The sequence below is a fragment of the Kitasatospora sp. NPDC051914 genome (assembly GCF_040680995.1).
Classification (GTDB): domain Bacteria; phylum Actinomycetota; class Actinomycetes; order Streptomycetales; family Streptomycetaceae; genus Kitasatospora.
This window is the reverse complement of the sequence record NZ_JBFAXX010000004.1, coordinates 1-24687: the sequence shown is the minus strand read 5'-3', so window position 1 is coordinate 24687 and position 24687 is coordinate 1. Positions and strand designations below refer to the sequence as shown.

Sequence of the window (24687 nt, the reverse complement as noted above, 5' to 3'; positions counted from 1 at the left end):
CGCCCCTCCGCCGCGCTGTGCCAGAGTGCGTGCAGAGGATCCTTGCGCGGGCGCAGGACCGGGCGGGAGAGGTGGGCGCGGTGGCGGGGCACGTTTCCACGGGCTCGGCGGGCTCCACGGGCTCGGCGGGCGCGGCCGGCCGGGTGGACGCCGTCGTGGTGGGCGCCGGCCCGAACGGGCTGGCCGCCGCACTGCTGCTGGCCGCGGCCGGCCTGGAGACCGTCGTGTACGAGGCGGCGGACACCGTCGGCGGCGGGATGCGGACCGCCGAGCCCACCCTCCCCGGCTTCCGGCACGACCTCTGCTCGGTGGCCCACCCGATGGCGCTGGCCTCGCCGTTCTTCCGGGCCTTCGGGCTCGCCGACCGGGTCGACCTGCTGCAGCCGCCGGCCCCGTACGCCCAGCCGCTGGACGGCGCCCCGGCCGGCATCGCCTACCGGGACCTCGACCGCACCGCCGAGCGGCTCGGCCGCGACGGACGGGCCTGGCGGGCGCTGTTCGGCCCGCTGGTGGAGCGCTGGCAGGGCATGGCCGAGGCCGCCCTGTCCGACCAGCGGCGATTCCCCTCGGACCTGCCGACCGCCGCCAGGCTCGGCCTGCGGGTCGCCGAGTTCGGCACCCCCGCCTGGGCCGCGCGGTTCCGCGAACCGGCCGCCCGGGCCATGCTCGCCGGCGTGGCCGCGCACGCGGTCGCCCCGCCGCGCGCCCTCGCGCCGGCCGGCGCCGGCATCCTCCTCGCCGCCCTCGCCCACGCCGTCGGCTGGCCGGTGCCGCGGGGCGGCAGCCAGGCGATCGCGGACGCCATGGCCGCCGAGCTGGTGCGCCGCGGCGGCCGCGTCCTCACCGGCCACCGGATCGAGTCCCTCGCCGAGCTCCCGGCCGCCCGCGCCGTGCTGCTGGACGTCACCCCCGCCGGCCTGCTCCACCTGGCCGGCCGGGCACTGCCCGATGGCTACGCCCGGCGGCTGCGGGCCTTCCGGTACGGCTCCGCCGCCTGCAAGGTCGACTTCGCCCTCTCCGGGCCGGTGCCCTGGGCGGACCCGGCCTGCGCGGAGGCCGGCACCCTGCACCTGTCCGGCACCCGTGAGGAGACCGTCGCCGTCGAACGCGAGGTCGCCGCGGGCCGCCACCCGGCCCGCCCGTACGTGCTCGCCGTGCAGCCCGGCGTCGTCGACCCCGGCCGGGCACCCGCCGGTAGGCACACCCTGTACAGCTACGCCCACGTGCCGCACGGCTCCACGGTGGACGTCGGCGACGCCGTGGAACGGCAGATCGAACGCTTCGCCCCGGGCTTCCGCGACCTCGTCCTGGCCCGTTCGGTCACCACCGCAGCCGACCAGCAACTGCACAACCCCAACTACGTGGGCGGCGACATCAGCGGCGGCGCGATGTCGCTGCGGCAGACCGCCTTCCGTCCGGTCCCCGCCCTGGACCCGTACGCCACCCCGCTCGACGGCGTCTACCTCTGCTCGTCCTCCACCCCGCCCGGCCCCGGCGTCCACGGGATGTCCGGCCTGCACGCCGCCCGCCGCGCCCTCCGCCACCGTTTCGGCCTCACCGGCGACCCCCTGGCGCGCCTGGCGTAGGGGCCGGGGCCCCGACCGGTCCTCTCAGCCCCAGGGCGGTTCGGCGACGACGACCTCGGCGGGCCGCAGCAGCTGGTCGCCGACGCGGTAGCCGGTGCGGACGACCTCGATGCAGACCGGGCCGGTGACGACGGCGGAGCGGGTGTAGGCGACGGCGAGGTGCAGAACGGGGTCGAAAGGTTCGCCGGGCTCCCCGAAGGAGATCAGGCCGAGTGCCCCGAGCTCGGCCTCCAGCAGGTCGGCGACGGCGCCGAAGCCGTCCACCACCTCGCCGGCGGCCCGTGCCTGGTCGAGGGCGTCGAGCACGGGCAGCAGCCGGCTGAGCACGTTGGAGACGGCGATCTCGCGGACGGCGAGGCGGTCCCGGTGGACGCGGCGGCGGTAGTTGTCGTACTCGGCCTTGAGTCGGCGCAGGTCCTCGTCGGGCCCGGTGTGCGGGCCCTCACCGTCGCCTGGCGAGTGCACCATGGACCGGACTCCCTCCGGACGGTATCCACGACCCCTGAAACCGGGATAATTCTGGATAAAGGGCTTGTCAAGGGCCGAGGCAGGGAGGTAGGCGCGATGATCACCGAACTGGCCGTGGAGCGGGTCGAATTCACCTGCGGACAGTGCTGGCACCACTGGTCCGTGGACTACGACGTCCAGCACTACCGCGACGACGACGGCACGGACTGGGAGTACTTCTCGCACGACGGCATCGGCGCCGCCTCCCCCTACACACCGGACGGCGGCGTGCCCTGCCCGGAGTGCGGGCGGCACTGGGTCGGCCACCTCGTCGCCCGGCGGCTGGTGCCGCTGGCCGGTGCGGGCGGGACGGCTCCGCGCCACCGCGTCACCGACCTGTCGAGCCACCGGCCGGAGCGGCACGACGCGCCGCTGCTGTCCGGTGTCGTCCGCCCCGAGCCGCACCCGACCGGCTCGGGCTGACCGCCTCAGGCCCGGGGAATCACCCGCGCGGCGGCCGCCGGGGACGCTGCCGCGCGGGAGTCCGACCGCTCCGCCGCACCCGCCCGGGAGTCCGCCGTGTCCTCGTCCGCCGCCGTCCCGCAGTCCGTCCCGGCCGAGCCGGGCACCGGGCCGGAGCTGGTCGCCGCCGTGGACATCGGCGGTACGAAGACCGCCGCGGCCCTGGTCGACGCGGCGGGCACCCTGGTCGCCCGTACGCAGCGGCCCACCCCGGCCACCGCGCCCGCCGAGGCGGTGCTGGGCGCGGTCCTGGACGCGGTGGAGGAGCTGGCCGCGCACCCGCGGTGGTCCGCGGCGGCGGCGCTCGGCATCGGCAGCGCGGGGCCGGTCGATGCGGCGGCGGGCACCGTCAGCCCGGTGAACATCGCCGCCTGGCGCGGCTTCCCGCTGGTGGAACGGGTGGCCGGCCACCCTGCCGTCGGGGTGCCGGTGGCGCTGCTCGGGGACGGGGTGGCGATCGCCGAGGCCGAGGCCTGGCGGGGCGCCGCGGCCGGGTACCGCAATGCGCTGTGCATGGTGGTCTCCACCGGCGTCGGCGGCGGTCTGGTCCTGGACGGCGCCGTGTACGCGGGGCCGTCCGGGAACGCCGGGCACATCGGCCACATCACCGTCGGGATGGACGGCCCGCCCTGCCCGTGCGGCAGCCGCGGCTGCGTGGAGGTCTACGCCAGCGGCACCGCGATCGCCCGGTACGCCGCCGAGCAGGGCCTGCGCCCGCCGGACGGCGACACCACGGCCGCCGCCGTCGCCACGGCCGCCCTGGCCGGGGACGGTGTCGCGCTCGCCGCCTACGACCGGGCGGCCCGGGCGCTGGCCGCGGGCATCGCCGCCACCGCGACCCTGGTCGAACTGGAGGCGGTGGTGATCGGCGGCGGCGTGGCGCAGTCCGGCCCGGTGCTGTTCGACCCGCTCGCCCGCCACCTGGCCTCGTACGCCGCGCTCCCGTTCACCCACGGCATCCGCCTGCACCACGCCCGGCTCGGCACCGACGCCGGCCTGGTCGGCGCAGCGGCCGCCGCCATGCGCCTGGCGGGCGCGCCCGGGCCGCGGACCGGGAAGTAGGTGTGGTGGAGCCGGACCGCGGCCACGGTGCGGCTGCCGGCGGCTCAGTGGTCGGCGGCGATGGTGGCGTCGATGCCGGCCAGGGCGATGTCGAGGCCGGTCTCGAACTGGAGGTCGCGGGAGGCGCGGATGCCGCCGTCCTCGGCGGGCGGCAGCAGGTCGGCGTTCTCGACGAAGCGGGCGTCCGCCTGCTGCGCGACGCCCCGGATGACCCGGTTGAGTTCGTCCTCGTGCAGGCCGGAGGCCTTGACCCGCTGCAGCCACTGCGACTCGGCCAGCGCGAAGCCGTAGACGAACTGCAGGACCAGGCCGAGGGCGCCGCCGAGCCGGTCGCCGGTGAGACCGGTGCGGCGGATCGCGCCTATCGCGCTGGTGGAGAAGAACAGCGAGTTGGGGCCCAGGGCGAGGAACTGCCCGGCGAGCTGGGCGGCCCAGGGATGGTCGTGGAGGCAGCGGCGGTACTCGTGGGCCAGCAGCCGCAGGTGCGCCCGCCAGTCGTCGCCGTCGCCGAGCGGCGGGATGCGCATGTCGCCGAAGGCCTCGTCCAGGGCGAGTTCGAGGAGTTCGTCCTTGTTGTCGACGTACCAGTAGACCGACATCGGGGTGACGTCCAGGGCGGCGGCGAGCTTGCGCATGGTGAAGGCCTGCACGCCCTCGGCGTCGAGCAGTTCCACCGCGGTGCGGACGATCCGCTCCCGGCTGAGGCCCGCGGGCGCGCTGCCGCGGCGCCGCTCCTTCGGCGGTGAGACCCAGATGCTGACACCGGGGTCGCGGGGCTTGTCCGCCATGCTCGTCCTTCGTGCTCGCCGCACGGCCGCCCGAACTGCGGCCGTGCAGCGATCGTAGAGGTCGGGTCAGCCCGCCTGGGCGACCGGCTCGGCGGGGGCGGAGGCCGCGGGCGGCTGCGCCGCGGCCCGGCCGAGCAGCCATGCGGCGACCAGGCCGCCGGCCAGCACCGCGGCCGCGCCGATCAGTTGGCCGGCGGTCAGGCTGTCCGCGAAGGCCGAGCGGATCTGCGCGGCCAGCGAGGTGCCGCCGGCGGCGAGCGCGTCGGGCAGCGAGCGGGCCGCGGACTCCGGCAGGCCGGACGGCAGCGCCCCCGCGAAGTTGGCGGCCAGCACCGCGCCCAGGACGGCGACGCCGAGCGAGTTGCCGAGCTCGCCGAGGGTGCCCATCAGGCCCGAGCCGACGCCGGCCTTCTCCGGCGGGATGGAGGTCATCACCGCACCGGCCATGGCGGGCTGTGCGCAGGCCACGCCGGCGCCCATCATCACCAGGCCGAGCAGGATGCCCGGGTAGGAGCCGCCGTGGCCGAAGAGGGCGATCGCGGCGAGGCCGCCGGCGAGCAGCGACAGGCCGGTGGCGATGGCGGTCGGCGGCGAGAGCTTCGCGGTGAGCCGCATTCCGGCGCCGGTGAGGTTGAGCGCGACCACGGTGAGCGCCATGGGGGCGGTGCGCAGGCCGGCGGCGAGCGGCCCGTAGTCGAGGACGAACTGCAGGTGCTGGGTGAGCAGGAAGAGCGAGCCGCCCATGCCGAAGCTGACCAGGACGCCGCCGGACACGGCGCCGCGGAACCGGGCGTTGCGGAAGAACGCGAGGTCGAGCAGCGGGTGCTCGATGCGGCGCTCCCACAGGCCGAAGGCCAGCAGGAAGAGCAGGCCGAGGCCGCCGGCGACGAGGGTGCGCGGGGCCGTCCAGCCGTAGCCGGGGCCCTGGATGACGGCGTAGACCAGGCCGGTGAGGCCGGCGGTGGAGAGGACGGCGCCGAGCAGGTCGGGGCGGTCGCCGCGCGGGTCCTTGGACTCGGGCACGAGCCTGCCGACGGCTATCAGGCCGAGCACGGCCACCGGCAGGTTGACCAGGAAGGTGGAACCCCACCAGAAGTGGGCGAGCAGCACGCCGCCGATGACCGGGCCGAGGGCGACGCCGAGCGAGGCGACGGCCGTCCAGGCGGCGATGGCCTTGGGCTGCTCGTCGGCGTCGAAGGTGCGGACGACGATGGCGAGGCTGGTGGCGAGCAGCAGGCTGCCGCCGACGCCCATGCCGGCCCGGGCGGCGATGAGCTGGCCGGGGTTCGAGGCGAGGGCGGCGACCAGCGAACCGGTGCCGAACAGGGCGAGGCCGATCATCTGCACCCGCTTGCGGCCGTACCGGTCGGCGAGCCCGCCGGCGGCGATCAGCAGGCCGGCCTGGGCGAGCGAGTAGGCGCCGATGACCCACTGGGTCTGCGCGGTGGTGGCGCCCAGCTCCTCGGTGAGGGAGGGGACGGCGACGTTGAGGATGGTGTTGTCGAGGATCACGACGAGCTGCGCGAGACAGATGACCGCGAGGATCACCCATCGGTCCGGTCGGCGCTGGGGCTGGGTCATACGGGCTCCGCTCTTGTACGGCGTAGAAGACTTGTACAACGTATAGGCGCAGCCGCGCGGGGCGCCATCGGTTTTTCCGGATGCGACGCGGCGCAGGTCAGAGACCGGAGCGGATCTCCTCCAGGGACTCCTGCATCAGCGCCCGGGCCCGCCCGAACCAGTCGGCCAGGACGGCGACCTCCTCCGGGCCGTAGTCGGCGAAGAGGGCGCCGAGCCGGGCGTAGAACGGGCCGTAGGCCTGCATGATCCGCTCCCGGGCGGAGGGGTCCATGGCGATCCTGACCTTGCGGCGGTCGGCCGGGTCGGGCCGCCGGAGCGCGTACCCGGCCCGCTCCAGCCGGTTCAGCACACCGGTCACGGCGCCGGTCGTGAGGTGCGCGCGTTCGGCGAGGTCGCCGGCGGCCAGCGACTCCCCCGCCAGTTCCGCCTCGACGAGGAAGCCGATGCAGGTCAGGTCGGTGGTGTTGAGGCCGAGCCGGGCCGCGAGGTCCTGCTGCCCGAAGTGGGCGGTGGCGATCATCCGGTCCATCGCGTGCAGGGCCTGCTCGGGGGTCGCTGCCGGGCGCGGCTTGCCTTCCACGGACAGTCTCCTTAGCATCTAAGTTACTTAGATCGTGAGATAAAAAGTCGTCGGACCGCGGGCCTGCGGCGACGGCACCATCACACCAAACGAGGAGACATGAGCGCACACGGCGACCACGACATGGGGCACACCGTCGCCGGCTGGACCGGCTCACTGCTCGCCATCGCCGGAACGGCGGTGGCCGGAACCGCCTTCGCGGCCGGATCCACCGGCTTCCTCCGGCTCGGCCTGGCAGCGCTGCCCGCCGCGGCCCTCACCACCTGGCTGCTGCACCTCGCCGGCTGGGGCAAGGCCACCGGCCCGCGGCCCCACGGACACCGCGACTGGCGCCGGCGCGACCCCGAAGCCGGGCGCGGGCACCCGGACTGCCTCGGCTGCCGGCTGGCCGGTCGGGGACGCCGCGCACCCGCTCCCGAACGGGCCTTCCCCACACCGGAGCAGGTGCACGCACAGGCGCCGCGGACCGGCACCCGGCAGGTCAGGGCAGCGTCCAGAACTGGACCGTGACCAGGTAGAAGACCACGACCCAGAACGCGGTCGCCGCGGCGACGATGCCGAGGCCGATGCGGTTGGTCCGCGCCACCGGCTCGTCGGGCCTCGGCCGCAGCCACCGTTTGAGCAGCCGGTTCACGTAGTACGGCATCGTGAGGAAGGTCATGATGAAGCTCGACAGCAGGTTGCCCACGAGCAGCCCGAGCCAGAGCGGCATGTGCAGCGGCGACAGGGCGAGCGTCAGCAGCACCACGGTGGGGTAGAGGCCGACCCAGACCGCGAGGGCGGTCTTGGCCTCCGAGGGCGGCGGCGCTTCCCTGCCGTTCTCCTCGAAGGCGAACCAGCTGCCGAACGAGTTGTCGATCGTGTGCAGTTCGAACTCGTTGAACTTCCTGCCCTCGGCGAGGATCTCCCGCCGTTCGGCCGACGTCAGCCAGGCGTCGAGGTGCTCGGCGTTGTCGAACCGGTACAGCGTGGTCCACTCCTCCTGCAGCCCCTCGATCGGGCGGAAGAGCTCGGTGCCGCGGTAGCCCTCGAAGGTGCTCTCCTCCTGGCTCATGCGGTGCTGCCAGGCGAGGAAGTCGTCGATGTGGTTCGGGTGGACGCGGTGGGTGACCACCATGGTCACCAGCGGATCCGCCGGCTCGGTGCCGCCGCTGACCACCTGCTGGGTGGCGGGACCGTCGAAGTTGCCGCGGCCGACGTCGAGCAGCGTCTGCCGGGTGGCACTGTTGATCCACGCCTGCAGGTGGGCGATCGAGTCGAACCGGTACACGACGACCCAGTCGGGCTGCAGGGACGTCGGCGGGGAGATCTCGGTGCCGAGGTACCCGGCGTAGTCGGCGGCGGCGCTGTTGACGTCCAGCTGCCACGTCACGTACTCCCGGTCCCGTCCGGGCCGGACCTTCTGGCCGATGATGGCCGTCGCCGTGGCGCCGTTGCGCTCCTCGGTGCTCATGTCGCCCGCCCCGTCGGCGCCGACCTGCTCCCGGCGAGCCGGCTGTAGATCCGTTCCGGGGTCAGCGGCAGCGCGCGGTGGCGGACGCCCGTGGCGTCGTGGAGCGCGTTCGCCAGCGCCGGGGCCACCGGGTTGATGCAGCACTCCGCCATCCCCTTGGACCTCATGGGCCCGAAGGAGTCCGACGACCCCACCAGGAGCACGTCGGTGCGCGGGACGTCGGCGTACGTGGGGATGCGGTAGTTGCGGAAGTTCGGGTTGACCATGACTCCGTCGGCGTCGACGTGGTGGTTCTCCGTCAGCGCGAAGCCGATCCCCTGGGCGACACCGCCCTCCACCTGCCCGCGGACCTGTGTGGGGTTGATCACCACGGCGGCATCGGTCGCCTGGACGCTGCGGAGGATCCGGATCTCGCCCGTCACCCGGTGAACGGCGATCCGGAACCCCTGCGTGTTGGAGGTGACGCTCCGGGGCGACCCGTAGGCCCTGCGGGCGGCGGTGAAGCGGATCCCGCGCGCCCGGGCCAGTGCGACGAGCTCGGCCAGCGACACCCGCCGGTCGCCGCAGACGACACCGTCCTCGTCCATCGAGCACAGGACGGGGTGGACGCCCGTGTGCGCGGCGGCGAACTCCAGGATGCGGTCGCGCACCGCGCCGGCCGCCCGCAGTACCGCGTTGCCCGCCACGAAGAGGCCGGCGCTCGCGAAGGCTCCGGTGTCGAAGCCCGTGCGGTCGGTGTCGGACTGGACCAGGCGGATCCGCGACGGCGTGGTGCCCAACTGGTCCGCCGCGATCTGCACATGGGCGGTCGAGGTGCCCTCGCCGAACTCGACCGTCCCGACGGACAACTCGTAGACGAGGTCGTCGCCGAGCGTGACCCAGGCCTCCGAGATGTGGTCGGTCGGGGGCGCGGTCTCGTGCAGCGAACTCGCCACGCCCGTCCCGACGAGCCACTCCGGACCGGGCGGCGGCTCGTCGGCCGTACGGGCCAGGGCCTCGTCCACCAGATCGATGCACTTCCCGAGTCCGTCCTCGGTGAACATCACGTCGTCGGGGCCGTCCTGCAGGGCGACGAGCGGATCGCCCGGGCGCACGATGTTGCGCCGCCGCAGTTCGAGTGGGTCCATGTGCAACGCGCGCGCCAGCTCGTCCATCGCCGACTCCACGGCGAACGCCGGCTGCGTCATCCCGTAGCCGCGCAGGGCCCCGCTCGGAACGGTGTTCGTGTAGACGGAGAAGGCGTCGTACTTCTTGTTGGGACAGCGGTAGATCATGACGGCCGCGCCGCCCGCGAACAGCGTCTCGCCGCCGTGGTTGCCGTAGGCGCCCGTGTTCGACACGTTGCGGACCTGGAACGCCGTGAGCGTTCCGTCCGCCTTCGCACCGAGCCTGACCGTCAGCGTCATCGGATGCCTGGGCGAGGCGGTGGTGAACTCCTCCTCGCGGGTGTACTCGAAGCAGACCGGCCGGCCGGTGTCCAGGGTGGCGAGCGCGACCAGGTCCTCCGAGATCACCTCCTGCTTGCCGCCGAAGCCGCCGCCGACGCGTTTGCAGAACACACGGAGCTGGTCCGGGCGCAGCGCGAAGAGGTAGGCGAGTTTGACCTTCGCGATGGACGGCGACTGCGAACTGGTGCGGACGTTCAGGCGGCCGTCCTCCATCCAGGCGATCGATCCGTGGGTCTCGAGGTGCGCGTGCTGCACCCGCGGTGAGGAGTACGTGCCTTCGTGGACCACGTCGGCCTCGGCGAACCCCGCGTCGACGTCACCGATGTGCGAATGGAGCTCGAGCAGGATGTTGTGGACGGGATCGCGGACGAAGGGATCCGCCGTGCCGTGCAGCTGCGGCGCACCCTCGGCCATGGCCTCCTCGGGGTCGAACACCGCCGGCAGGGGCTCGTAGTCGACGACGACCCTCCGGCAGCCCTCCTCCGCCGCCGCGACCGTGTCGGCCAGGACGGCGGCGACGCGCTGGCCGACGAAGCGCACCGTGTCGTCGAGGACGAAGGTGTCGTCCGGATCGACGAGGTGGTCGGTGTGGATGGCCGTGGTGAAGCGCTTGCGCGGCACGTCCTCCCAGGTGTAGACCCGCTGCACCCCGGGGACGGCGAGTGCGGCGGTCCTGTCGATCGAGACGATCCGGGCGTGCGCGTGCGGGGAGTGCAGGACCTTGAGGTGCAGCATGCCGTCGACGTGCGTGTCCATCGTGAACTCGGCGCGACCGGTCACCACGTCGTTGGCCGCCGGCGCACCGACGCTCGTCCCGACGGCCTTGCCGGGGGCGGCCGTCTCCACGCCGGCGACGCCCCGCACGGCGTCCTCGATCGCCCGGTAGCCCGTGCAGCGGCAGAGGTTGCCCTTCAACGCCCTCGGCAGGTCCTCCTTCTGGGCCTCGGTGAAGGTGGCGGACGTCATGATCATCCCCGCGGTGCAGAAACCGCACTGGAAGCCCGGGGCGTCACGGAACCGGCGCTGCATCGGATGCAGGTTCCCCGGTGATCCGAGGCCCTCGATCGTCGTCACCTCACGGCCCTCCGCACGGAAGGCGGGGGTGATGCAGCTGTGCACCGGACTTCCGTCCAGCCACACCGTGCAGGCGCCGCAATCACCCGCGTCACAGCCCTTCTTGACGCCGTGGTGGCCGAGTTGCCGGAGGAAGGTGCGAAGGCACTGGCCGGGGGCCGGTTCCTCGTCGAAGCCCCTGCCGTTCACGATGTAGGTCATGCCGGACCCCCGGCTGTGAGTTCGCGGCGAATCTCTTCGGCGAAGTGCTGTGTCAGGTGGCGGCGGTGGTCGGGGGTCCCGTTGGGATCCGCGAACCAGACGTCCTCGGGGATCGCGTCCACGCTGCGCCGCAGCGCGTCGGCGTCGGGCACGGTGTCGAAGGCCAGGCGCACGGGCCGCGTGGTGCCGGCGGTGACGGTGAGCAGCAGGTCGCCCGTTCCCGGCGTCCGGGTGCCGATGAGGAAGACCGTCGAACGGCCCAGGCGGGTCAGCGAGAAGCGGCGGTGCGCAGCCCGTTTCCTCAGGGCGCGCGCGGGAATGTCGATGCGCCGCAGGATCTCCCCGGGCTCCAGGACGTTCCGGTTGTTGCCGGTGACGAAGTCGTGGGCGTCGACGGTGCGCACCGACCCGTCGCGGGCCCACAGTTCGTACGTCGCCTCGAGTGCGACCGTCAGCGTGATCATCGGGCCGGCCGGCAGCGACATGCAGATGTTGCCGCCGACGGTCGCCGAGTTCCAGACCTTGAACGAGGACAGGAACGCCTCGCAGCTCGTCGCCAGGAGGGGGCCGGCCGTCCAGTCGCCGGGCGGCTCGAAGGCATGGAGGTCACGGACGGTGCACGTGGCGCCGACGGCGAGACCCGTGTCGCTCGGGACGAGCGGATCCCAGCGTAACGACGTCAGGTCGATCAGGCGGTCGAGGTGCGGCTGCTCCACGGAGTACAGCCATGTTCCGCCGGCGAGCCAGGCGTCGCCCTCGCGCCAGTCCGCGCCCGGGTGGTCGGCCGGTCGCCGCACGACTTCGGTGATGGTGTTGAGGTCCATGGGAATTGATCTCGGCTCACTGAACTCGTCGAATCCGACGGGTCGCGACATGCGCCGGGAGCGGTACGACCTCGAGCGACAGAGTCATGTTCCGGCCGTTGCGGTCGAGCTGTCCGAGGAAGGACCGGCGGGCGCTGGATTACCTTTCGAGCGTATCGCGGAACGGGCCGGCGGGTGCGGCCGGACGGCCCCGGCCGTCGCGGGCCCGGTCCGACCGTCGGCAGGCCTCCCCACAGGCTCCCCCTCCCGCCGGATCTCCTGTCACGGGGCCGTGGCAGGCTGGGGCGATGGACGGATTCCTGGGGTGGGTCGGCCGCCTGGGGGCGGGCGAGGTGGTGGCCGGGGCGCTGGTGTTCAACGTGGGGCTGCTGGTGGCGGCGCTGCTGGCGGGCGGATGGCTGGTCCGCCGCTACGGGTACCGCAGGGTCGCACCGGTGCCGGGCCCGGTGACCGCCGGTGAGGCGGCGCTGGTGGCGGTGGCCGTACTGCTCAACAGCGCTGTCGGGGTGGCCGGATGGGCGCTGTGGAAGGCCGGCTGGATCACGGTGTCCACCGCGACCGGGCCCGGGGCGCTGCTCGAACTGGCGGCGTTCACGCTGGTCATGGACGCACTGATGTACGCCGCGCACTGGATCGCCCACCGGCGGCGGCTGTACCGGCTGGCGCACGAGATGCACCACCGTTTCCCGGACCCGCGCCCGGCCACGCTGTTCGCCCTGCACCCGCTGGAGGTGGCGGGCTTCGGCGGTGCCTGGCTGGCCGTGCTCATGGTGTGGGAGCTGTCCGTGCCGGCCCTCGGCGGATACCTGGTGCTCAACCTGGTCTTCGGGCTGCTCGGCCACCTCGGGGTGGAGCCGCTGCCGGCCCGGGTGCGGCGGTGGCCGCTGTTCCGCTGGGTGGCGCTGCCGATGTTCCACGTCGGTCACCACCTCGACGCGAGCGTCAACTTCGGTTTCTACACGACCGTCTGGGACCGCCTGTTCGGCACGGTCGACCCGGCGTACGACCGGATGCGACACGCCGCCGACCCTGCGGCCGTCCGGCTGCCCGATGGCCTTCAATCACCGGCATGAGCTGCATCTTCTGCGAGGTCGTGGCCGGTGCTGCGGACACCCACCGGGTGTTCGAGGACGGGGCGGCGGTGGCCTTCCTGGACCACCGGCCGCTGTTCCCCGGCCATGTGCTGGTGGTGCCGCCGCGGCACGTACCCACCCTGACCGACCTGCTGCCGGAGGAGATCGGTCCGTACTTCGCACGCGTCCAACGGCTGGCCGGGGCGGTCGAGTCGGCGATGGCGGCGGCGGGCAGCTTCGTGGCCGCCAACAACCGGATCAGCCAGTCGGTGCCGCACCTGCACGTCCACGTGGTGCCGCGCAATCCCAAGGACGGCCTGCGCGGCTTCTTCTGGCCTCGGACGCGCTACCGCGACGACGCGCACGCCGCCGAGACCGCCGCCCTGATCCGCGCCGCCCTCGACGCCGGCTGAGCACCGTCCGCGGGAGCGCTCGTCCTGCACCGGGGCGTTGTCAGAGGCGTGCGGCATGCTCCGCGGCATGGACGAGCAGCAGTTCTGGGACCTGATCGAAGAAGCCCGCCGGCCCGCCCCGGAGGACGCCGAGGCCGTCGTCGAGCGCGCCACCGCTCTGCTCGCCGCCCGCCCTCGGCGGGACATCATCGCCGCCCAGCAGATCCTCTGGGACCTGATGGCCGACTCCTACCGCGGCGGGCTGTGGGGCGCCGCGTACGTGATCAACGGGGGTTGCTCGGACGACGGTTTCGACTACTTCCGCGGCTGGTTGATCACCTGCGGGCAGCAGGCCTTCGAGCAGGCCGTCGCCGCACCGGACACGCTCGCCGGGCTGCGGAGCGTGCGCGAGGCCGCCGAGCGGGACGAGGACCTGGAGTGCGAGAGCACCCTCGGCCTGGCCTGGGACGCCCATCTCGCCGCCACCGGTGAGCAGATGTCCGGCGACTGCTACTCGATCCGGTACCCGGAGATCGTCTTCGAATGGGACTTCGCCGACGACGACGCGACCGTACGGCGCCTTCCCCGGCTCGCGGCCCTGTACGGGGCGTGAAGCCCGCATCCGCGCCCAACACACCTGCCCGACACGCGCCTCGGCCACCGGCCGCCCGCGCCCGACCCCGCGCACAATGACGGTATGACAGTTCCCTTGAAGTTCAGCGGAGCCTCGAAGAACCTGACCTTCGACGAACTGGAGAAGTTCGTCCAGGCCGCCCGGAAGGCCGGGGTGACCGGCTCCCAGCAGGTCACCGCCGTCGTCTCCACCACCGGCAAGCTCAAGCAGCTCCAGGTCCTCCTCGAAGGGGAGTGACGCCCGCGGCGGGAAACGATTCGAGCCCGCCCCGGTCTTTCGGCGAGAATGTGCACGTCCAGAGCACCTCCGCACCGAGGAGACGACGCACGTTGTCCCGCCAGCAGCCCTCCCCCGTACCCGCCCCGGACGGCGCCGACCTGCGGTCCGACTGCTCGCGGTGCTTCGGCCTGTGCTGCGTCGCCCTCCCGTTCGCGGCCTCCGCCGACTTCGCCGCGAACAAGGACGCCAGCACCCCCTGCGGCAATCTGCAGGCCGACTTCCGCTGTGGCATCCACACGCAGCTGCGCGACCGGGGCTACCGCGGCTGCACCGTCTTCGAGTGCTTCGGCGCCGGCCAGAAGGTCTCGCAGATCACCTTCGGCGGCGACGACTGGCGCCGGCACCCGGGCTCCGCGCGGCAGATGTTCGCGGTCTTCCCGGTCGTGCGCCAGCTCCAGGAGCTGCTGCACTACCTCGCCGAGGGCCTGGCGCTGCCCGCCGCCCGGCCCGTCCACCCCGAACTCCGGCGCGCCTTCGACAGGACCGAGCGCCTCAGCCTGGGCAGCGCCGAGGACATCACCGCACTGGACGTCCCGGCCCTGCGCCACGAGGTCAACACACTGCTGCTGCGGGTCGGCGAACTCGTCCGCGCCGGCGTGCCCGGCCGCACCCGCAACCACCGCGGCGCCGACCTGATCGGCGCCAGGCTCAAGGGCGCGAACCTCCGCGGCGCCAACCTCCGCGGCGCGTACCTGATCGCCGCCGACCTGAGCCGGGCCGACCTGCGCAGCGCCGACCTCATCGGGGCCGACCTGCGGGACGCCGACCTGGCAGGGGCCGACCTGACCGGCGCGATCTTCCTCACCCAGTCCCAGCTCAACGCGGCCCGCGGCGACGCCGCCACCCGGCTCCCCGCCGGCCTCGACCGCCCCGCGCACTGGACCGCCGCCCGCTGATGGAGGACCCGATCGACGCCCTCTGCGCGCGGCTCCACCGCGCGCTGCGCGGCGAGCACCCGCTCGACCCGGCCGATGTCGCGACGCTGGCCTGCGAACTCCTCGACCGGGGCAACGACGGCCCGGCCGTCCGCGAGGCGGTCGAACGCCGGCCCGGCGACATCCCGCCCGCCGAGCTCGCCGGCCTGGTCCGGGAACTGCTGGCGGATAGCGGCTTCGAACCCGGCTTCGACCTGGCCCCGGAACTGCTGGAGACCCTCCGGCAGGCGCTGGTGCCCGTCCTCCGCGACCTGCGCGCCCACGGTCTCCGCGACGAGGCCCGGCTTATCGTCCAGAACGGGTGGTTCCCGCCGTCCGCGGGCGTCGTCCTGGGCGACGCCTGGCTGCACGGCGGCGACCTCCCCGCCTCCTGCGGCCGCGACCCGGCGACGGCCGCCGCCGCGGTCGCCGCCCACGTCCAGGAGAGCCTGATGGAGCGCGACCGCCGCGTCCGGCCCGTCTGCCCCGCCCACCGCCTCGGCCTGCACGCCGTCGTCGCCCCGTCCGGCACGGCCGTCTGGGCCTGCAGCGCGGACGGCGGCCACCATGTCGCCGCGATCGGCGACCTCTGACGGCCGCAGGCCCCGCCGCCCGACCGTGCCCCACCGATCCCTGGAGTCCGAGTGACCGACATACCGTTCCGCGGCGTCCGAGCCGTCCACGACGAGCGGACCCTGGTGGTCTACCAGGCCTACCCGCCGGAGATCGCCGAGGCGGCGCTCGCCGCGGGCACCTTCGTGCCGCCGTTCAAGCGGGAGCGGATGACCTGGATCAAGCCCTCGTTCCGGTGGATGATGTACCGCTCGGGCTGGGCCGGGAAGCCCGGCCAGGAGCGGGTGCTGGCCGTCCGGATCACCCGGGCGGGCTTCGAGTCCGCCCTGGCGCAGTCCTGCCTGAGCCACCAGGACCGCGACCGGCACGCCTCCCGCGCCGAGTGGCAGGCGGAGCTGGCGGCGAGCCCCGTCCGCGTGCAGTGGGACCCGGAACGCTCCACCACGCTCGCCCCGCTGGAGCACCGCGCGCTCCAACTCGGCCTCTCCGGGCCGGCGGTGCGGGGCTACGTGGACGAGTGGATCACCGGCATCGAGGACGTCACCGCACTGGCCCACGAGGTCCGCGCCCTGGCCAGGGACCGCCGCATCGACCAGGCCGACGCCCTGATCCCCGCCGAGACGCCCTACCCGCTCCCCGCCCGCATCGCAGCCCGCATCGGCGCCACGGTCTGACCGCCCCCGGTCAGGCGCCGCCGCCCTCCGGCAGCACCGCCCGTGCCTGCGCCTGCACGGGCGGCAGGGTCACCTGCGGGTCGGACGCGCTCCGCACCCGCGTCCAGGAGTCGTGGTCGGCCTGGGCGATCTCCTCGTACTCGGCGAGGAACCCGGCCACCTGCACCGGGTCGGGCTCCCCGTCGCCGAGCCCGGCCCGGTGGAAGGCGAGCCGCCGCTCCAGCGCGCCGAGGCGGTGCACGGTGTCGGCCCGCTGCAGCCACAGTGCGCGGTGCGAGAAGAACGTCTGCCAGGCGGCGAGCACGGTGATCGCCGCACCGAGCCCGAGCGCGACGTCCGCCAGCCACTGCCGGGCCGGCTCCCCCACCTGCACCCCGAGCAGCACGGTGATCACCGCCGACAGGCCCACCGTGGAGATCTGCAGGCCGAACGCCCGCTTGCGGTCCGCATTCCTGCGCCGGGTGCGGATCCGCAGCTGACTGCTCACCTCCTGCTCCACATACACGAGTTGACGCTGCGCCGGGCTGCCCGTCGCGCCACCGTCCCCCGCCATCGGCACTCCTCCCCCTCGGTTCGACCTGACAGTCTGCCAGCCCCCGCCGACACCCGGTCGCTGTAACGCAACGACTGCCCCACCGCGTTGGAAAGTCATGGACCGCACAACGACGACGCGCCCGGCGCCCACCGAACCGCCGGCCTTCATCGACTTCGCTGCGGCGAGGGGGCGCCACCTGATCAGAACGGCCTACCTGCTGACCGGCGGGGACGCGCACCTCGCCGAGGACCTCGCCCAGGAGGCGCTCGGCAGGCTGTTCGGGCAGTGGCGCAAGGTCTCTCGGATGGCCAACCCGGCCGGGTACGCGCAGACCGTCCTGGTCAACACCTTCCTGTCGTGGCGCCGCCGGCGCAGCAGCAGCGAGCACGTCACGGACACCTTCGCCGAGCCGGCGGTGGCCGCCCCGGACCATGCGCTGCGGGTGACGTTGCTGCGGGCGCTCGGCGAGCTGCCACCGCCGGACCGGGCGGTGCTGGTGCTGCGCTACTGGGAGGACCGCAGCGCGGAGGAGACCGCGGCGGTGCTGCGGCTGAGTCCGGGCGCGGTGCGCGTGCGCAGCAGCCGGGCGCTGGCCCGGTTGCGGACCGTGCTCGGCGAGGAGCTCGACGAGCTCGTCCACCCCTGACCGACGACCAGCAGTACGCAAGGATGCGGAGTACGAGGATGCCCGTCGAGGAGAACTTCACCGTCGCCCTGCGGTCGGCGGCCGAACTGGCCCCCGAGCCGAACGCCTTCGCCTTCGCCCAGGATGCGGCGGCACGCGGTGTGCGGCGCCGCAGGCGGCGCCGGGCCGCCGTGCTGACCGGGGCCGCGGCTGCCGTGGCGCTGCTGGCCGCCGGTTCCGTGCCGGCGCTGCGCAGTGACCGGGGGGTTGCGGCGCAGCCCTGGTCGACGGTCACTGCGGAGTACATGCGCGATTCCCTGGTCTCCCTGCTGCCCGGCGGCCGGATCACCAGTGCCCTCGGCTTCACAGGGGAGGAGAGCAGTGTCCGGGGAGGGCCGTCCGGCGTCGTCGAGATCGAAACGGCGCGCGGCGCAGGGCCGGTCAGCCTCTCGCTCGACCGGATCTCCACGCCGGTGACCGAGTTCTCCCGCGGTGCGCACTGTTTCGACCCGTCGGAGCGGGCGACCGAGAGCTGCAGCCGGACGGTGCAACCGGACGGTTCGGTGCTGATGGTCAATGTGCTGCTGCCGGAACTGCCCCAGATGGGCAAGACCATGATCGCGACGTACACCCACCCGGACGGGCGCCAGGTGCGGATCGACTCGTTCAACCGCAGCGCGCAGGGCGATCCCCCGATCACCGGCGAGCAGGCGGCCGCGGTGCTGCAGAGCAGCGCCTGGGACGTCGGCTTCGGCGGTGTGCAGGTAACCGACCCGCCGCAGCCCGGAGTCTCGACCCCACCGGCGTCCGCCCTGCACGGGACGGTGACCGGGTTGCTGCCGGCCGGTGCGGTGGCGGGGCCGGCGAACGGACCCGGGCGGCCCGGCACCGTCCGGCTGGAGGTCACCCTGGAGGGCCGGACGAGCTGGCTCACGGTCACCGTCGACCCGCACTGGCAGCAGGGCGGCCGGGACGACCCGCGGACGGTCTTCGAGTCGGGCCGCGGCCCGGAGCTGACGCACACCGCGGACGGCACCGCCGTGGTGGTCCGCGCCGAACGGGAGTCCGACGCGACGGACGGCCCGGAGGTGCAGTGGGGTGCCGAGGCGCTCCACCCGGACGGCACCCGGGTGACCGTCTCCGAGTGGAACGGCCCCAACGCCCGGACCTTCCTGCCCGGCACCCCCGCCCTGGACCTGGACCGGCTCAGGGCCCTGGCCGCCGCCCCCGCCTGGCGCGGCTGACCGGGGAGCCCGGGGCAGGGCGGTCAGTCGGCCGGCGCACCGAGGGCTTCGCGGACACGGGCCCGTGCGGTGGCCGCGTCGGGGGCGGTGCGGGCCAGGACGGCGAGCCGGCGGCAGTCGGCCAGGGTGCGGTCGGCGAGGGCTGCCCGCACTTCGGGCAGGCAGGCGGGTGCGGCGGAGAGGCCGGTGACGCCGAGGCCGACCAGCACCGGCGCGAGGTCCGGGTCGGCGGCGGCCTCCCCGCACACCCCGACCGGTACGCCCCGGGCCGCGGCACCCTCCGCGGTGGCGGCGACCAGGTCGAGCAGGGCGGGCTGCCAGGGGTCGAGCAGCTCGGCGAGCGCCCCGAGCGTACGGTCGGCGGCGAAGGCGTACTGGGCGAGGTCGTTGGTGCCGATGCTGAGGAAGTCGCAGGCCTCGGCGAGCCGTTCGGCGCGCAGTGCGGCGGCCGGCACCTCGACCATGGCCCCGGCGGCGGGGAGTCCGTGGGCGCGGACCCGGGCGGCGAAGGCGGCGGCCTCGGCGGGCAGCGACACCATCGGCGCCATCACCCTGACGTCGGCGCCGGTGCTGCGGGCGGCCTCGGCGATCGCGGCGAGCTGGGTCTCCAGCAGTTGCGGGTCGCGGACGGCGGTGCGCAGGCCGCGCACGCCGAGCGCGGGGTTCTCCTCGTCGGCGGCGGTGGCGAAGGGCAGCGGCTTGTCGGCGCCGGCGTCCAGGGTGCGGACGGTGATCCGGCGGCCGGCGAAGGCCTCGAAAACGGTGCGGTAGGCGGCGGTCTGCTCCTCGACGGTGGGGGCCTGCTCGCGGTCGAGGTAGAGGAACTCGGTGCGGAACAGGCCGACGCCCTCGGAGTCGGCGGCGGCCGCGCCGTCGAGTTCGTGCAGGGCGCCCAGGTTGACCAGCAGCGCGACGGGGTGCCCGTCGGCGGTGCGGCCGGGCCCGGTGGCGCCGGCGGCCCGTTCGCGGCGGCGCCGCTGCTCCTCGGCGGCACGGCGCACGTCCTCGGGGCCCGGGTCGGGGTGGACGGTGCCCTCGGCGGCGAGGACGAGCACCTGCCGGCCGTCGTGCAGTCCGGCTGCGCCGGCGCAGCCGACGACGGCGGGCAGGCCGAGGGCCTTGGCGAGGATGGCGGTGTGGCTGGTGGGGCCGCCGCGGACGGTGATCAGGGCGAGCACCCGCTCGGGGTCGAGCAGGGCGGTGTCGGCCGGTGCGAGGTCGTCGGCGACCAGGACGTACGGGTGCCCGGGGTCGGGCAGGCCGGGCATCGGCAGCCCGAGCAGCCGGGCCACCGCGCGGTCGCGCAGGTCGTCGAGGTCGGCGGCGCGTTCGGCGAAGTAGCCGCCGGCGGCGAGCAGGGCGGCGCGGAAGGCCGCGTACGCCCCGGTGACGGCGTGCGGGCCGTCGGTGCCGGTGGCGACGAGTTCGGCGGCCCGGTCGGCGAGGACGGGGTCGGCGGCGATCATCGCCTGGGCGGTGAGGACGTCGGCGGCCGTCCCGCCGGCCCGGGCGGCGCGTGCCTCGAGGTCGGCGACGACCTCGGCGAGCGCCGCGCGGACGGCGGCGGTCTCGGCGGCCGGGTCGGTGACCGGGCGGGGCGGCGGCAGCACGGGCGCCGGGGCGGCCTTGGCGACCGCTCCGGCGGCGCTGCCGCTGCCGACGCCGATCCCGGCGAGCGGTGCGGTGCTCACCGGACGGCGTCCAGGTCGTCGGCGAGCAGCGCGGCGAGTTCGCCGAGGGCGTCCTGGGCGCCGTCGCCGTCGGCGGTGAGTTCGAGGGTCTCGCCGTGGCCGGCGGCGAGGGCGAGCACCGACAGGAGGCTGCGGGCGTCCACGGGGGTCTGGCCAGGGCGACCGACGCCGACCTTGACGGTCTGCCGGGCGGCGGCCCGGACGAAGAGGGAGGCGGGGCGGGCGTGCAGGCCGCTCTGCGCGCCGACGATGACCTGGAGCTGGGGCACGGTGCTGTCCTTCGGTGGGGTGGGCGGTCGGCCGCCGGCCCGGTACCGGCGGTGGGGGCGTGCCGCGGGTACCGGGTGATCGGGGGTGACGCACCCGTTGCCGGGTGGGTTGCATTTGGTTTTACGCCCGGCTCATGCCGAGTGTCAACGTAATCGGGCAGAAATCCCACATGTTCGGACTCTTGATTTTCCGCGTCACGGGCGTATCGTCGGAGTCAACCAGGCGTAAACAGACATGAACGGACCCGATCCCACATGTACGCTCCAGAGCGTCAGCAGCAGATCCTGCAGCTCGCCCAGGCCCGGGGCCGAGTCGACGTCCCCTCGCTGGCGGAGGAGTTCAACGTCACGCAGGAGACCATCCGGCGCGACCTCAGTGCGCTCGACCGGGCCGGGCTGCTGCGCCGCGTGCACGGCGGCGCGCTGCCCGCCGGAGCGCTGCACCTGGAGCCCGGGCTCGCCGAGCGGGACTCCACCGCCGCGGACGAGAAGGAGCGGATCGCCCGCGCCGCGCTCGCCCTGCTGCCCGCCGAGGGCAGCCTGCTGCTGGACGCCGGCACCACCGTCTCCCGGCTGGCGGCGCTACTGCCGATCGAGAGCACCCTGACCGTGGTCACCAACGCGCTGCCGGTCGCGGCACGGCTGGCCGACCACCCCTCGCTCGCGCTCCACCTGATCGGCGGCCGGCTGCGGCACCGCACCCACGCCGCCGTGGACGACTGGGCGCTGCGGGCCCTCGCCGACATCCACGCCGACGTGGCGGTGGTCGCGACCAACGGCTTCTCGCCGGAGGGCGGGCTCTCCACGCCCGACCTCGCCGAGGCGGCCGTCAAGCGGGCGATGGTCACCGGGGCGCGCCGGATCGTGCTGGTGGCCGACTCCTCCAAGTACGGTGCCCGGCACTTCGCCCGGTTCGGCTCGCTGGAGCAGGTCGACGTCCTGGTCACCGACACCGGGCTGACCGCCAAGCAGGCCGCAGAGATCGAAAAACTCGGACCGGAAGTGATCCGCGCATGATCGTCACCGTCACCCCCAACCCCAGCCTCGACCGTACCTACGAGCTGCCCGAGCTGGCCCGCGGCGAGGTCAACCGGGCGACCGGGGACCGGCTCGACCCGGGCGGCAAGGGCGTCAACGTGGCCCGCGCGCTCACCGCGGCCGGCCACCGCACCGCCGCCGTGCTGCCACTGGGCGGCGCCCCCGGCCGGCTGCTCGCCGAGCTGCTGCACCGGCAGGACATCGACGTGGCGGCCGTCCCGGTCTCCGGCGACACCCGGATCAACGTCTCGATCGTCGAGCGCGGCGGCCCGCTCACCAAGGTCAACGCACCGGGCCCGCGGCTGACCCCCGAGGAGTCGGCCGCGCTGCTCGCCGCGGTGCGGCGGCAGGCCGCCGGCGCGGACGTGGACTGGCTGGCCTGCTGCGGCAGCCTCCCCCGCGGCCTGGCGCCCGAATGGTACGCCGACCTGGTCGCCGAGGCCCACCTGGGCGGCGCCCGGATCGCCGTGGACGCCTCCGGACCGGCCCTGCTGGCCGCCCTGGCGGCCGGCCCGGACGTGGTCAAGCCCAACCGGGAGGAGCTCTCGGAGGCCGTCGGGCAGCCGATCGCCACCCTCGGCGAGGCCCTCGACGCGGCCCACCGGCTGCGCGAGCTCGGCGCCCAGCAGGTGCTGGCCAGCCTGGGCGCGGACGGCATGCTGCTGGTCGCCGAGGAGGGCGCCTGGTACGGCACCGCCCCGGTGGACGAGGTGCGCAGTGACGTCGGTGCCGGCGACGCCTCGCTGGCGGGGTTCCTGAGCGCCGGCGGCATCGGCCCGAAGGCGCTGGCCTCCGCGCTGGCGCACGGCGCGGCCGCCGTCCGGCTGCCGGGCAGTGTGATGCCGATCCCGGCCGACCTGGAACCGGACACCGTCGTGGTGACCGCAGACGTTCCGAGGGAGCTGCCACTGGGCCGCTGAACCACGCGCGGCCGAGGGCCGCAGCTGCGCACCGGCCGTCCCGGACGGCCGACCGGAAGGACCTGGGGGCAACAGGAACCGACCACGCACCTGTGCACGACTGGTGAAGGACCGACACGATGAGCGACAACGGCAGACTGATCACACCTGCGCTCGTGGATCTCTACCTCGCCCCCGACGACAAGGCTGAGGCCCTCCGCGCCCTGGCCCAGCGGCTCGCCGCCGAGGGCAGGGTCACCGACCTCGACGGCTTCCTCGCCGACGTGGCCGCCCGCGAGGCGCAGGCGCCGACCGGCCTGGGCGACGGGATCGGCATCCCGCACTGCCGCTCGGCCCACGTCACCCGGCCGAGCCTGGCCTTCGGGCGCAGCTCCCGCGGCCTGGACTTCGACGCCCCGGACGGCCGTCCGGCCGACCTGGTGTTCATGATCGCCGCCCCGGACGGCGCGGACGACGCCCACCTGCAGATCCTGGCCTCGCTGGCCCGCCGGCTGATGGACCCGGACTTCACCGGTGCGCTGCGCTCGGCGACCGACCCGAGTGCGGTCGCCGCCCTGGTCAACGACGAGGAGCCGGCCCCCTCGCCGGAGCCCGCGGCGACCGCCGCACCGGCGCCCGCACCGGCCCCCGTGTCCTCGGCGGGCGGCCCGGTGCTGGTCGCGGTGACCTCCTGCCCGACCGGCATCGCGCACACCTACATGGCGGCGCAGGCACTGGAGCAGGCCGCGGCCCGGGCCGGTGCCACCATCCACGTGGAGACGCAGGGATCGGCGGGCTCGACCCCGCTGGACCCGGCGGTGATCGCCGCCGCGGACGCGGTGATCCTGGCGCACGACGTGGAGGTCCGCGACCGGGCCCGGTTCGCCGGCCTGCCGACGGTGGACGTCGGGGTGAAGGCGGGTGTGAACCGCGCGGACGAGCTGGTCGCCGAGGCGGTGGCGCTGGCCGCCGCGGGCCCGGCACGCACGGAGCGGCCGGCGGCCGCCCCGGCGCCGAAGCAGCGGCAGGAGCACTGGGCGAAGCGGCTGCGCGGCTACCTGATGACCGGCGTCAGCTACATGATCCCGTTCGTCGCGGCGGGCGGTCTGCTGATCGCGCTGGGCTTCGCGCTCGGCGGGTACAAGATCTCCTCGGCGCCGTCGGTGGTCGGCCACTTCGACTGGGCGTCCCAGCAGAGCTGGGCGGCGCTGCTCTTCCAGACCGGCGCGGCGGCCTTCGCCTTCCTGGTGCCGATCCTGTCCGGGTACATCGCGTACGCGATCGCGGACCGGGCGGCGCTGGCGGCCGGCATCGTGGGCGGCGCGGTCTCGGTGACGGTCGGGGCGGGCTTCCTCGGCGGCATCGCCTCGGGTCTGATCGCCGGCCTGCTGGTGCGCTGGATGGTCGGCTGGAAGGTGCCGCGGGCGATCGCCGGGATCATGCCGGTGGTGGTGATACCGCTGCTGTCGGTGGCCGCGGTGGGCTTCCTGATGTTCGTGGTGCTGGGTTCGCCGATCGCCACCGCGATGAAGGGCCTGACGGACTGGCTGAACAGCCTGTCGGGCACCAATGCGATCCTGCTCGGCCTGCTGCTGGGCGCGATGATGGCCTTCGACATGGGCGGCCCGCTGAACAAGGTGGCGTACACCTTCGCGGCCGGCGCGCTCACCACCGCGGGCTCGGTGCCGGACGCCGGCAGCCTCAAGGTGATGGCCGCGGTGATGGCGGCCGGCATGACCCCGCCGCTGGGCCTGGCGCTGGCGACGACCGTGCGGCGGCGGCTGTTCACCCGCGAGGAACGGGAGAACGGCAAGGCGGCCTGGGTGCTCGGGGCCTCGTTCATCACCGAGGGCGCGATCCCGTTCGCGGCGGCCGATCCGCTGCGGGTCATCCCCTCGGCGATGGCGGGCAGCATGGTCGCGGGCGGCCTGACCATGGCCTTCGGCTCGACGCTGCGGGCCCCGCACGGCGGCATCTGGGTGCTGCCGCTGATCGGCAGCCCGGTGCTGTACCTGATCGCGATCGGGGCCGGCACGGTGGTCACGGCGGGCCTGGTGATCCTGCTGAAGGGCCTGCGGCGGCCCGTCCCGGCGGCTGCGGGGTCGGAGCCCGACCCGGCGGGCAAGGTACTGGCCGGCACGGCCGCCTGACGGTCGGCGCAGCGGCGAAGGGGTGCGGTGCGCGGAGAGCGCACCCACAACCCCAGGCCCACCACGAACCCCGGAACGACGACCCCGGAAACGGCGCCCCCGGTGGACGAAAGGAACGGCGAGGAGTGGTG

26 protein-coding genes are annotated in these 24687 nt (G+C 74.4%); 16 read left to right on the top strand and 10 right to left on the bottom strand.

Annotated features, from left to right (window positions below):
- Nucleotides 1-80 precede the first annotated feature (80 nt).
- Nucleotides 81-1586: an NAD(P)/FAD-dependent oxidoreductase gene (locus tag AB0M03_RS04345; RefSeq protein ID WP_363488254.1), complete on the top strand. Its 1506-nt coding sequence runs from the start codon at nt 81-83 to the stop codon at nt 1584-1586.
- Between the two features lie 24 nt (nt 1587-1610).
- Here the strand turns inward: AB0M03_RS04345 and grpE are convergent, their stop codons facing one another.
- On the bottom strand, nt 1611-2054 hold the full coding sequence (gene grpE / locus AB0M03_RS04340; protein ID WP_363488252.1) for a nucleotide exchange factor GrpE: 444 nt from the start codon (nt 2052-2054) through the stop codon (nt 1611-1613).
- A 96-nt stretch (nt 2055-2150) separates the two neighbouring features.
- Between grpE and AB0M03_RS04335 the strand changes: the two genes are divergently transcribed.
- On the top strand, nt 2151-2516 hold the full coding sequence (locus AB0M03_RS04335) for a hypothetical protein (RefSeq protein WP_363488250.1): 366 nt from the start codon (nt 2151-2153) through the stop codon (nt 2514-2516).
- Nucleotides 2517-2612: 96 nt separating this feature from the next.
- Nucleotides 2613-3617 (top strand): ROK family protein, encoded by a 1005-nt coding sequence (locus tag AB0M03_RS04330; RefSeq protein WP_363488248.1) that lies wholly within the window; start codon nt 2613-2615, stop codon nt 3615-3617.
- Nucleotides 3618-3661: 44 nt separating this feature from the next.
- Here the strand turns inward: AB0M03_RS04330 and AB0M03_RS04325 are convergent, their stop codons facing one another.
- The 3 genes from AB0M03_RS04325 to AB0M03_RS04315 form a co-directional block, all read right to left on the bottom strand.
- Entirely contained in the window at nt 3662-4405 is a 744-nt protein-coding gene (locus AB0M03_RS04325) for a TetR/AcrR family transcriptional regulator (RefSeq protein ID WP_363488246.1), read from the bottom strand.
- Nucleotides 4406-4471: 66 nt separating this feature from the next.
- A complete protein-coding gene (locus AB0M03_RS04320) occupies nt 4472-5986 on the bottom strand; it encodes an MFS transporter (protein ID WP_363488244.1) in 1515 nt (504 codons plus the stop codon).
- Nucleotides 5987-6083: 97 nt separating this feature from the next.
- Nucleotides 6084-6566: a MarR family transcriptional regulator gene (locus AB0M03_RS04315; RefSeq protein ID WP_363488242.1), complete on the bottom strand. Its 483-nt coding sequence runs from the start codon at nt 6564-6566 to the stop codon at nt 6084-6086.
- Between the two features lie 99 nt (nt 6567-6665).
- Between AB0M03_RS04315 and AB0M03_RS04310 the strand changes: the two genes are divergently transcribed.
- On the top strand, nt 6666-7076 hold the full coding sequence (locus AB0M03_RS04310; RefSeq protein WP_363488240.1) for an HGxxPAAW family protein: 411 nt from the start codon (nt 6666-6668) through the stop codon (nt 7074-7076).
- Here AB0M03_RS04310 and AB0M03_RS04305 read toward each other — a convergent pair.
- Genes AB0M03_RS04305 through AB0M03_RS04295 form a run of 3 tightly spaced genes read right to left on the bottom strand, consistent with a single transcriptional unit; the run spans nt 7048 to nt 11566 of the window.
- Complete coding sequence (locus AB0M03_RS04305) at nt 7048-8019, bottom strand: antibiotic biosynthesis monooxygenase (RefSeq protein WP_363488238.1); 972 nt, start codon at nt 8017-8019, stop codon at nt 7048-7050. The two genes, AB0M03_RS04310 and AB0M03_RS04305, sit on opposite strands and share 29 nt — an antisense overlap.
- On the bottom strand, nt 8016-10742 hold the full coding sequence (locus AB0M03_RS04300; RefSeq protein ID WP_363488236.1) for a molybdopterin cofactor-binding domain-containing protein: 2727 nt from the start codon (nt 10740-10742) through the stop codon (nt 8016-8018). The genes AB0M03_RS04305 and AB0M03_RS04300 overlap by 4 nt, the downstream gene beginning before the upstream one ends.
- The gene (locus AB0M03_RS04295) at nt 10739-11566 is read right to left on the bottom strand and encodes an FAD binding domain-containing protein (protein WP_363488234.1); all 828 of its coding nucleotides are present in this window, start codon (nt 11564-11566) and stop codon (nt 10739-10741) included. The genes AB0M03_RS04300 and AB0M03_RS04295 overlap by 4 nt, the downstream gene beginning before the upstream one ends.
- Nucleotides 11567-11853: 287 nt before the next feature.
- On the opposite strand from AB0M03_RS04295, the gene AB0M03_RS04290 reads away from it, so the two are divergent.
- The 7 genes from AB0M03_RS04290 (at nt 11854) to AB0M03_RS04260 (ending at nt 16105) form a co-directional block, all read left to right on the top strand.
- Nucleotides 11854-12639 carry a sterol desaturase family protein gene (locus tag AB0M03_RS04290; RefSeq protein ID WP_363488232.1) on the top strand — a complete coding sequence of 262 codons (786 nt, stop codon included), beginning with the start codon at nt 11854-11856 and terminating at the stop codon, nt 12637-12639.
- Nucleotides 12636-13052 (top strand): HIT family protein, encoded by a 417-nt coding sequence (locus AB0M03_RS04285; RefSeq protein WP_363488230.1) that lies wholly within the window; start codon nt 12636-12638, stop codon nt 13050-13052. The genes AB0M03_RS04290 and AB0M03_RS04285 overlap by 4 nt, the downstream gene beginning before the upstream one ends.
- Before the next feature lie 67 nt (nt 13053-13119).
- Nucleotides 13120-13644 (top strand): DUF4240 domain-containing protein, encoded by a 525-nt coding sequence (locus AB0M03_RS04280; RefSeq protein WP_363488228.1) that lies wholly within the window; start codon nt 13120-13122, stop codon nt 13642-13644.
- 84 nt (nt 13645-13728) lie between these two features.
- On the top strand, nt 13729-13902 hold the full coding sequence (locus AB0M03_RS04275) for a hypothetical protein (RefSeq protein WP_363488226.1): 174 nt from the start codon (nt 13729-13731) through the stop codon (nt 13900-13902).
- Between the two features lie 92 nt (nt 13903-13994).
- A complete protein-coding gene (locus AB0M03_RS04270) occupies nt 13995-14840 on the top strand; it encodes a pentapeptide repeat-containing protein (protein ID WP_363488224.1) in 846 nt (281 codons plus the stop codon).
- Nucleotides 14840-15451 carry a hypothetical protein gene (locus AB0M03_RS04265; protein ID WP_363488222.1) on the top strand — a complete coding sequence of 204 codons (612 nt, stop codon included), beginning with the start codon at nt 14840-14842 and terminating at the stop codon, nt 15449-15451. Before AB0M03_RS04270 ends, AB0M03_RS04265 begins: the two co-directional genes overlap by 1 nt.
- A 51-nt stretch (nt 15452-15502) precedes the next feature.
- Nucleotides 15503-16105 carry a DUF4291 domain-containing protein gene (locus AB0M03_RS04260; protein WP_363488220.1) on the top strand — a complete coding sequence of 201 codons (603 nt, stop codon included), beginning with the start codon at nt 15503-15505 and terminating at the stop codon, nt 16103-16105.
- A 10-nt stretch (nt 16106-16115) separates the two neighbouring features.
- Here the strand turns inward: AB0M03_RS04260 and AB0M03_RS04255 are convergent, their stop codons facing one another.
- Nucleotides 16116-16658, bottom strand: a complete 543-nt coding sequence (locus tag AB0M03_RS04255; RefSeq protein WP_363488218.1) for an SLATT domain-containing protein — start codon at nt 16656-16658, stop codon at nt 16116-16118.
- Nucleotides 16659-16755: 97 nt separating this feature from the next.
- Here AB0M03_RS04255 and AB0M03_RS04250 point away from each other — a divergent pair, with 97 nt between their 5' ends.
- Nucleotides 16756-17286: a SigE family RNA polymerase sigma factor gene (locus AB0M03_RS04250; RefSeq protein WP_363488216.1), complete on the top strand. Its 531-nt coding sequence runs from the start codon at nt 16756-16758 to the stop codon at nt 17284-17286.
- A 38-nt stretch (nt 17287-17324) separates the two neighbouring features.
- Nucleotides 17325-18509 (top strand): hypothetical protein, encoded by a 1185-nt coding sequence (locus AB0M03_RS04245; protein WP_363488214.1) that lies wholly within the window; start codon nt 17325-17327, stop codon nt 18507-18509.
- A 23-nt stretch (nt 18510-18532) separates the two neighbouring features.
- On the opposite strand, the gene ptsP is transcribed toward AB0M03_RS04245, so the two are convergent.
- A complete protein-coding gene (ptsP, locus tag AB0M03_RS04240; RefSeq protein WP_363488212.1) occupies nt 18533-20200 on the bottom strand; it encodes a phosphoenolpyruvate--protein phosphotransferase in 1668 nt (555 codons plus the stop codon).
- On the bottom strand, nt 20197-20469 hold the full coding sequence (locus tag AB0M03_RS04235; RefSeq protein WP_363488210.1) for an HPr family phosphocarrier protein: 273 nt from the start codon (nt 20467-20469) through the stop codon (nt 20197-20199). The genes ptsP and AB0M03_RS04235 overlap by 4 nt, the downstream gene beginning before the upstream one ends.
- A 255-nt stretch (nt 20470-20724) precedes the next feature.
- On the opposite strand from AB0M03_RS04235, the gene AB0M03_RS04230 reads away from it, so the two are divergent.
- From AB0M03_RS04230 to AB0M03_RS04220, 3 genes are all read left to right on the top strand, one after another.
- On the top strand, nt 20725-21486 hold the full coding sequence (locus AB0M03_RS04230; protein ID WP_363488208.1) for a DeoR/GlpR family DNA-binding transcription regulator: 762 nt from the start codon (nt 20725-20727) through the stop codon (nt 21484-21486).
- Nucleotides 21483-22427, top strand: a complete 945-nt coding sequence (pfkB, locus tag AB0M03_RS04225; protein ID WP_363488206.1) for a 1-phosphofructokinase — start codon at nt 21483-21485, stop codon at nt 22425-22427. The genes AB0M03_RS04230 and pfkB overlap by 4 nt, the downstream gene beginning before the upstream one ends.
- A gap of 119 nt (nt 22428-22546) precedes the next feature.
- Nucleotides 22547-24556: a fructose-specific PTS transporter subunit EIIC gene (locus tag AB0M03_RS04220; RefSeq protein ID WP_363488204.1), complete on the top strand. Its 2010-nt coding sequence runs from the start codon at nt 22547-22549 to the stop codon at nt 24554-24556.
- Nucleotides 24557-24687: the final 131 nt, after the last annotated feature.